Annotated in this window: 3 protein-coding genes and 1 pseudogene; 3 read left to right on the top strand and 1 reads right to left on the bottom strand. The window is 60.6% G+C overall.

Translation table 11 applies throughout. The annotated features are described in order from the left end of the window. From KBY74_RS13550 to KBY74_RS13540, 3 genes are all read left to right on the top strand, one after another. On the top strand, nt 1–579 hold a 579-nt coding region (locus tag KBY74_RS13550; RefSeq protein WP_254943154.1), incomplete at its 5' end, for a peptidylprolyl isomerase. Next, complete coding sequence (locus tag KBY74_RS13545) at nt 579–3,515, top strand: ABC transporter transmembrane domain-containing protein (RefSeq protein ID WP_254943153.1); 2,937 nt, start codon at nt 579–581, stop codon at nt 3,513–3,515. The genes KBY74_RS13550 and KBY74_RS13545, both read left to right, overlap by 1 nt. Then, the gene (locus tag KBY74_RS13540; RefSeq protein ID WP_254943152.1) at nt 3,515–4,657 is read left to right on the top strand and encodes an HlyD family secretion protein; all 1,143 of its coding nucleotides are present in this window, start codon (nt 3,515–3,517) and stop codon (nt 4,655–4,657) included. Before KBY74_RS13545 ends, KBY74_RS13540 begins: the two co-directional genes overlap by 1 nt. 35 nt (nt 4,658–4,692) lie before the next feature. Here KBY74_RS13540 and KBY74_RS13535 read toward each other — a convergent pair. Next, nucleotides 4,693–5,187, bottom strand: a pseudogene (locus KBY74_RS13535) (CTP synthase); the annotation flags it as partial.

Genomic DNA, 5,187 nt, shown 5'->3' with positions numbered 1-5,187 from the left:
TGGGCCGTAGCCCGCATGCTCAGCCCTGCCGCCCTCGAGGCGCAGATGCGACAGTCCCTGCAGCTGCAGCTCCTCTGCCAGGGCGACTTCTCCGCCAAGGCGGAAGCTCGCTTTCTGCAGCGCAAGAATCAACTAGATCGTGTCGTCTACAGCCTGCTGCGCCTCCGCGATGGTGGTCTCGCCCGCGAGCTCTATTTGCGCATTGATGATGGCGATGCCAATTTTGCCGATTTAGCCGCCCGCTATGCCGAAGGACCTGAGCAGGCAACCCGCGGCATTGTTGGCCCGGTGCCCCTCACCCAAGCCCACCCTGCCTTGGTAGATCGACTGCGCACCGCTACCCCTGGCGTAGTGCTCGAGCCCTTCCAAATCGAATCCTGGTGGCTGGTGGTGCGGCTCGAAAGCCTCACCTCCGCCACCTTCGATGAAGCCACCGCAGCCCAAATGGCCGAAGAGCTTTTCGAGCAGTGGATCTCAGAGCAGGTTGAACGACGTCTTGCCGATCTGCGACCTCTGATTGACTTGGCGGTGTCCGGCGATGCTGCCCAGCCGTTAGCTCTTGGTTCACAATCGACCTGATGGAAGATTCCACCCCTTCGCCGCTACCCGCCCATCCCGCCTTTGCCGGGTTGTCGCATTCCAGCCGCGAGCATTTGCAGCAGCAGCTCAGCCTGCGTCGGTTTGCTGTTGGTGATCCCCTTTGTCTTGGGGGCTTGATTCCCTCTGAGATCCTGCTGATCCAATCAGGCACAGCGCGCTTGCTGGTGCGAGACCAGGGCCGCCTGCGCACCGCAGAAAAGTTGGAACCGGGCAGCTTTGTGGGCCTGGCCTCCCTGTTGCGAGCTGCTCCCTGTGAGGAGGTGAGTGCGGGCTCCGAAGTGGAGGCACTGGTGCTGGCTGATTCCCTTATTTTGGAGCTGCTAGCTCGCGAACCGTCCTTTGCTCAGTGGTGCGGCTCGCATCTTTTTACAGCTGAATTGGCAGCCCTACTTGCCCTGCTTCTTGAGCAGCATCCCCAAGCCGGCACTTCGATCCAGGCGTTACTCGATCAGGCCCGCCCCCAGGCCCGGCTGGTACCGCCTGATTCTGAGGCATTAGCAGCCCTGCCGATTGAATTCAGCTTGTTGGCCGCTAGCCACAACCTGATCGATCACCCCCTGGGTGCGGCGCTCAATCCCCGCCAAGGTGTGCCGACAGCCACCCCACCGTTACCCCCACGACTGATAGCCCTGCCTGCGGAGCTGCTGGCGCCGGTAGCTCCAGTGGTGGAAGCCGAGCTGATGCCAGAAGGCTCCGCCAGCGGCAGCGGCCAATCTGGCGGTTTTAACCCGCCGCTGGCCTCTGGCCTTGATCTGGGCCAGCGGGATCGCACGGCCCTGCAACTGCTGCGCGGCAACGGCCCCCTCGAGGAAACCCTCGCCTGTTTCCAGATGTTGGCGGCGGAGCTCAAGCTGCCCTTTCGGCGCGATGCGATCGAGAAGATCCTGCGGGATGTGCTGCGCCGTGGTCAGACGCCGGACCTGCAGCTCTGCGGCAATCTCGCCGCGATGATGGGTCTGCACGTAAGCGGCGTGCGGGTGCCTGCCAACCAGGGCACGCGCCTGCAGACCCCGGCCCTGATCCCCTGGCAGGGCGGGTTTGCAGTTGTGCGAGGTGCCAATGCCCGCGGTTTGCTGCTGGCCTCCCCGCGGCAGGGTTGGGTGGAGATTCCCCCCGACCAGCTTCCCGAGGCCTTCCCCGATGGCATCGATGTGCTGATGCTGGAGCGCAGCTCTGCCACCCCTGAGCAGCGCTTTGGGTTTGCCTGGTTCTGGCCAGCTTTGCAGCGCTACCGCGGCATCCTCACCCAGGTGCTGATCGCCTCCTTTGTGGTGCAGCTGTTCAGCCTGGCCAACCCCCTGCTGATTCAGGTGATCATCGACAAGGTGATCAACCAGCGCAGCCTCGATACTTTGCAGGTGCTGGGCTTTGCCCTGGTGGTGGTGACCTTGATGGAGGGCTTGATCGGCGCCCTGCGCACCTTCCTATTCAGCGAAACCACTAATCGCATCGACCTGCGCCTAGGCGCCGAGGTGATCGACCACCTACTGCGGCTGCCGCTCAATTACTTCGACCGCCGTCCCGTGGGCGAACTCGGTACCCGTATCGCTGAGCTGGAGAAGATCCGTAATTTCCTCACCGGCCAAGCGCTCACCACCCTGCTCGACACTGCCTTCTCGGTGATCTATATCGCCGTGATGCTGATTTACAGCTGGCTGCTCACCTTGATCGCCCTGTGCGTGCTGCCGATTCAGATCGGCCTCACCGTGCTTGGGGCTCCCCTGTTCCGTCGTCAATACCGCGATGCGGCCCAGGAGAACGCCCGCACCCAGAGCCACCTAGTTGAGGTGCTCACCGGCATCCAGACGGTGAAGGCCCAGAACGTCGAGATGATCAGCCGCTGGAAGTGGCAAGACCTCTACGGCAAATACATCTCCCGCACCTTTGAAAAAACAATCACCGGTACGGCCCTTTCCGAAACCTCCCAGGTGCTGCAGAAGCTCTCCCAGCTGCTGGTGCTCTGGGTAGGTGCCTCTTTGGTGCTCTCCGGCGACATGACCCTGGGCCAGTTGATCGCCTTCCGGATCATCTCCGGCTACGTCACCCAGCCTTTGCTGCGGCTCTCTTCGATCTGGCAGAGCATCCAGGAGCTCAAGGTTTCCTTTGAGCGCCTTGCCGATGTGGTCGACACCCCGGAGGAATCAGACGAGGCTGACAAGCAGAAGATTCCTCTGCCGCCCATCGCGGGCGAGGTGCGCTTTGACGACCTCTGCTTCTCCTTCACCCCCGGCGGGGCCCAGGTGTTGCGTCACATCGACTTCACCATCGCCGCCGGCACCTTTGTGGGAGTGGTGGGCCAGAGCGGTAGCGGCAAGAGCACTCTCACCAAAATGCTGGCTCGCCTCTATTCACCGGGCAGCGGCCGGATCCTGATCGACAATTACGATATTGACAAAGTTGAACTTTATTCACTGCGGCGCCAAATAGGCATCGTTCCCCAGGAGCCCCTGCTGTTCTCCGGCACGGTGGCAGAAAATATTGCCCTCACCGATCCCGATGCCAGCAGTGATGCGATCGTGCAGGCGGCACGTCTGGCCTGCGCCCACGATTTCATCATGGAGCTTCCTGCTGGCTACAGCAGCAATGTGGGCGAACGTGGCGCCGGCCTTTCCGGCGGCCAGCGGCAGCGTCTGGCCCTCGCCCGCACCCTGCTCTCCCAGCCCCGGCTTCTGGTGCTCGATGAAGCAACTAGCGCTCTCGACTACGACACCGAGCGCCGGGTTTGCGACAACTTGCTCGACAACCTCAAGCACTGCACCGTTTTCTTTATTACCCACCGGCTTTCCACAATCCGCCGCGCCGAGCTAATCGTGATGATGCACGAAGGAGCCATCGTGGAAACGGGCACCCACGATGAGTTGATGGAGCGCCGCGGCCGCTACTACGCCCTTTACCGCCAGCAGGAGGTCAACTGATGTCGATTGTGCGCCGCGCCCAAAACGCTATTGAGCGCCGGGTTCAGACCAGCCATGAGGAGATGGCGCTGCAGCAGTCGCGCTTTTTAGCGCGAGCTATCACCTGGGCCCTGGTGGGCACCACAGCTGCTGGCCTGGCCTGGCTGGCCTTTGCCAAAACCGACGAGGTGGTGGTCGCCTTTGGCAAGCTCCAGCCGATCGGCGATGTCAAAACCATCCAGATGCCGGTGGGTGGTGTGCTGGAAACCATGCTGGTCAAGGACGGTCAGCGGGTCAGCCAGGGCCAGGTGCTGCTGCGCCTCGACAACGAGGCCACTCTCGACCGTCAGGAGAGTTTGCGTACCACCATCACCGCTAAGCAGGCCCAGCTGCGTCTCAAGGAGGTGGAGCTTGCTCGCTATCTCAACCTCAACGACACTGAGCAGACGGTGACGCGCCAGAACCTCTTGCTTGAAACCGAAATCCTGCAGCGGCTTGAGGGCCTCAAGGCAGTTGGTGCCTCTGCGGAGTTGCAGTATTTGCAACAGCGCAACAAGGTGCGTGAGGTTGATGGCGAGATCGCCAAGCTCAAGGTAGATCGCTTGCGTCAAACTGCGATCATCGAACAGGCCCTGGAGCAGGTCAAAGGAGAGCTAGCCGATCTTGGTAGCAAGCTCACTGAGCTTCAGGTCAATATCCGCTACCAGGATGTGCGCTCCCCGGTGGATGGGGTGGTGTTTGATCTCAAGCCCACTGGCCCAGGTTTTGTGGCCCAAGGCAGTGAGCCGGTGATGAAGATTGTTCCCTATGACGCGCTCCAGGCCAAGGTGGAGATTGAGAGCAGCGATATTGGTTTTGTGCGAGTTGGTCGCCCTGCCGATATCAGCATCGATTCCTTCCCTGCAACCGATTTCGGAGTGCTGCTTGGCACCGTCAAGCGCATTGGCTCCGATGCTTTGCCCCCAGATGAGCGCAATCAGACCTATCGCTTCCCAGCCACGATTGCCCTCGATACCCAGCAGCTAAAGCTGAAATCTGGCAAGAGCCTGCCTTTGCAAGTGGGCATGTCACTTACGGCCAATATCAAACTTCGCAAGGTAACTTACTTGCAACTTCTGCTTGGAGAATTTAAAGATAAAACAGACTCCCTCAAGCAAATCTAGCTAACTCTGTTTGTCAAATTGGTTTAGTCAAATAGTCAGTTCTGTTGATCTTGCCGGGGCAGGCGCTGCTGGGCGGCCTCAATCAAGCCGCGAAATAGGGGGTGAGGCTTGCCGGGCCGGGAGAGAAATTCGGGGTGATATTGGCAGGCTGTGAAAAATGGGTGGCTCTGTAGTTCAATTAATTCAACTAAGCGGCCGTCTGGCGATGTGCCGCTGATTGTGTAGCCTGATTCGGTGAAAAGACTGCGGTAAGCGTTGTTGAATTCGTAGCGATGGCGGTGGCGTTCATATACAACTTCGTCGCCATAAAGGCGATGGGCCATCGTGTCTGCAGCTAGGCGGCAGGGGTAAACGCCCAGTCGCATCGTGCCGCCCAGATCAACTACGTCCTGTTGCTCAGGCAGTAGGTGGATCACGGGATGGGGCGTGTCGGCATCAAGTTCGGCGCTGGTGGCACCGGCCAGGCCCGCCTGGTTCCGGGCCCACTCGATCACGGCGCACTGCATGCCCAAGCACAGGCCCAGGAAGGG

Source organism: Cyanobium sp. A1C-AMD (genome assembly GCF_024346495.1).
Taxonomy (GTDB): Bacteria; Cyanobacteriota; Cyanobacteriia; order PCC-6307; family Cyanobiaceae; genus Cyanobium_A; species Cyanobium_A usitatum.
This window is presented reverse-complemented; position numbering and strand designations above follow the sequence as displayed.